2 protein-coding genes are annotated in these 1,976 nt (G+C 62.0%); one reads left to right on the top strand and one right to left on the bottom strand.

Features of this window, described 5'->3' with window-relative positions; all coding sequences use genetic code 11:
- Nucleotides 1-43: 43 nt before the first annotated feature.
- The gene (locus OC610_RS26520; protein ID WP_264432166.1) at nucleotides 44-949 is read right to left on the bottom strand and encodes a LysR family transcriptional regulator; all 906 of its coding nucleotides are present in this window, start codon (nucleotides 947-949) and stop codon (nucleotides 44-46) included.
- Between the two features lie 112 nt (nucleotides 950-1,061).
- On the opposite strand from OC610_RS26520, the gene OC610_RS26515 reads away from it, so the two are divergent.
- Nucleotides 1,062-1,940: an MBL fold metallo-hydrolase gene (locus tag OC610_RS26515; RefSeq protein ID WP_264432164.1), complete on the top strand. Its 879-nt coding sequence runs from the start codon at nucleotides 1,062-1,064 to the stop codon at nucleotides 1,938-1,940.
- Nucleotides 1,941-1,976 lie beyond the last annotated feature (36 nt).

The raw sequence follows: 1,976 nt of genomic DNA, 5'->3' as shown, positions 1-1,976 counted from the left end.
ATCGCGAGCAAGCTCGCTCCCACAAAGGTTCCCGCAGAGGTAGCTACAACCCCACATCCCACTCCGGCGTCTCGGGAAACCTGAGCACCAGAAAATCCAGCAAGCTGCGCAGCGCCGACGGCATGTGCTTGCGTGAGGTGTACACCGCGTACATGTTCATCCGGCGGGGCTCGGCGTGGGCCAGCAGGCGCACCAGTTCGCCGTTCTGGATATGGGGACCGGCCTGGTAGCTGGGGAGCATCGCCACGCCCGCGCCGGCTATCGTGGCCTGGAGTAGGGTGCTGGCTTCGTTGGCGCTGATGTTGCCTTGCACCGGCACCGAAACCTGTTCGCCGTCCTGCTCGAAATGCCACAGGCTCTTGCCGACGTAGGAATGGGTCAGGCAGTTGTGCCGGCTCAGGTCTTCCACTCGCTGCGGTGTCGAATGTTCCCGCAGGTAGCGCGGCGCGGCGCAAATAACCGAGCGGCAGACCGTGAGGCGCCGGGCGATCAGGTTCGGGTCGAGGTCGTTGCTCATGCGGATCGCCAGGTCGATGCGTTCGTCCACCAGGTTGACGGTGCGGTCGAGCATTTGCAGGTCAACGCTCACGCCTGGGTAGCGCTGGACGTATTCGGCAATCGCGCTCGCCAATTGGGATTGGCCGAACGAGGGGCTGGCGCTGACGCGCAGCAGGCCCCGTGGGGCGTCTTCCGGCGTGCTGACGGCCGCTTGCATGTCGCCGGACAGTTCCAGCATCTGTCGGCAGCGCGGCAGGGTCTCCGTGCCCGCGGCCGTCAGGCTCAGCTTGCGCGTGGTGCGGTGCATCAGCCGGGCACCGACCCAATCCTCCAGTTCCGCCAGGTAGCGCGACACCACCGGCCGCGACAGGTCCAGGTGCTCGGCCGCCGCCGATTGGCTGCCCAGGTCCACCACGGTGACGAACACCCGCATTGCTTGTAGACGATCCATGATCTGCCCGATTTCAGAAACAAACTATGTTCCAGCATCGCATTTTTTGTAATGAGTTTGGCAACTAAGCTCCGTTCATTCCCTTGCGGGCCTTTGCACAACGGAGCACCTCATGACCGGTTTCACCCCCATCAAACGCTTGTTGCTGGCGACTGCTGTGCTGGCCTTCACGGCCCAGGCCTGGGCCGTCGACTTGACGCTGGATGTCTACAACCCCGGCGCGGCGGCGATCTTTCCGGTGACTTCGGTATTGGTCAGTGGCGAAAAAGAGGCGATTCTGGTGGACGCTCAATTTGGCCAATCCCAGGCCGAGCAGGTCGTGGAAAAAATCCGCGCCAGCGGCAAGCGGTTGACCACGATCTACATCAGCCACGGCGACCCCGATTACTATTTCGGCCTGGAAACCCTGGTGGCCGCTTTCCCTGACGCCAAAGTCCTCGCATCCGCCCCGACCGTGGAGCACATCAAGGCCACTGCCGACGGCAAGTTGAAATATTGGGGGCCGATCCTGAAGAGCGATGCGCCGTCCAAGACGTTCGTGCCCCAAGTGCTCAAGGGCGACAGCCTGACGCTGGAAGGCAAGCGCTTGCAGGTCATCGGCCTCAAGGGGCCGCAACCGGATCGCAGTTTCGTGTGGATTCCATCGATCAAGGCGGTGGTGGGTGGCGTGGTGGTGGCGGAGAACATTCATGTCTGGATGGCTGATACCCAGACGCCCAAGTCCCACAAGGATTGGCTGGCGACGCTGGCGGGCATTGAAAAATTGCAACCTAACACCGTGATTCCAGGCCATTACCTGGGCGAGAGCGCTCGCTCCCTGGCTCCGGTGCGCTTTACCGCCGGTTACATCAAGGCCTTCGACGAAGAAACCGCCAAGGCCAAGGATTCCGCCGCGTTGATCGCTGCCATGAAACTACGCTATCCGGACCTGGGGGAAGACAGTTCCCTGGAACTGAGTGCCAAGGTGGCAAAGGGTGAGATGAAGTGGTGACACCCGAACTTTGATCTGAACGCTTTTATGGCGAGG

Origin of the sequence: Pseudomonas agronomica, from assembly GCF_025917275.1 — a bacterium.
GTDB classification, from domain to species: domain Bacteria; phylum Pseudomonadota; class Gammaproteobacteria; order Pseudomonadales; family Pseudomonadaceae; genus Aquipseudomonas; species Aquipseudomonas agronomica.
This window is presented reverse-complemented; position numbering and strand designations above follow the sequence as displayed.

What these genes read in the sequence shown, in the direction of transcription:
- OC610_RS26515 (WP_264432164.1), top strand. Translation starts at nt 1,062, where the DNA reads ATGACCGGTTTCACCCCCATCAAACGCTTGTTGCTGGCGACTGCTGTG.
- OC610_RS26520 (WP_264432166.1), bottom strand. Translation starts at nt 949, where the DNA reads ATGGATCGTCTACAAGCAATGCGGGTGTTCGTCACCGTGGTGGACCTG.